Raw genomic sequence first — 1158 nt, 5'->3', positions numbered from 1 at the left:
CTTGAGAGTTCAGGCACAGGAAATAGAACTGATTGGGAGATCAGACCTAGGTGCCAGCGGATTATTGGCGAATGCGATCGCAGGTACTGGTAATGGCGGTAAATTAGAGGTCTTCACTGATCAGTTAATAATCCGAGATGGAGCAACGATCAGTGTCAGTAACTTCCAAAGCAATGACCGCCTAGATCCAGGACTTGGGGAAGCTGGGGATATTGAGATTGTGGCAAACTCCATCGAGCTTTCCAACAGCGGAGCGGACACTCCCAATGGTGGTGGTATTACCGCATCCAATTTCTCAGCTGGAGGAGGCAATATTACTATTTCCGCTAATCAAATTAAAACTGATCGAAGCACAATCACTGCCACCTCTGAGCTTAGCGGCGGTGGTGATATTGACATTACTAGTGACTTACTGTTCCTTTCAAACCAGAGCGGGATTAGTACCAGCGTTAATGACAGTACTGGTGGTGGGGGTGATCTTAAGATTAATAGTGATTTTGTAGTGATTGTAGAAAACAGTAACATCACCGCCAACGCCATATTTGGTCCTGGAGGTAATATTCTTATTACTACTCAAGGTCTATTTCTGTCTCCAGATAGCCAGATTACTGCCAGTTCTGAATTTGGTGTCGATGGTGTAGTCAACATTAGCAACCCAGACCCAACTCAAAACCTAGGATTAGTCCCATTACCAGCAACTATAGTCGATACCGGTCTACTCATTGCCACAGGTTGTAGCACCGATGATCAGCAGAATTCATTTGCTCTGACTGGACGAGGGGGCTTACCCACTGACCCCACTGACCCCCTCAAAGGTGAAACCATTTGGATCGATTGGCGAGATTTCTCGGCCACCAGGCGTCAATTGTATCGGGCTGCTCGCAATCGGGGCAAAAAACCCGATCAACAACCCCAAGTGACAGGGAAAAAGCCACCAATTATTGAAGCTCAAGGATGGATCATCAATCAGGATGGAATTGTGGAGTTGGTGCCTTATCCCACTGGTCCTGAGCTCAAACCAGTATTGAATACTGCGATCAACTGTCATAATCTTAGGTAACTATAACCTGATCATCAACAAAGGTCATCAATAAACCCTTACGCATACATTAGAGTCATAAAACGAATGCGATTGACATACAGTCACGCTACGCGATC

General features: G+C 45.9%; 1 pseudogene. It reads left to right on the top strand.

Going from position 1 to position 1158, the window contains the following annotated elements:
- A pseudogene (locus F6K51_RS37820) lies at positions 1-1060 on the top strand (hypothetical protein); the annotation flags it as partial.
- Positions 1061-1158: the final 98 nt, after the last annotated feature.

The organism is Moorena sp. SIO3I8 (assembly GCF_010692325.1).
Classification (GTDB): domain Bacteria; phylum Cyanobacteriota; class Cyanobacteriia; order Cyanobacteriales; family Coleofasciculaceae; genus Moorena.
This window is presented reverse-complemented; position numbering and strand designations above follow the sequence as displayed.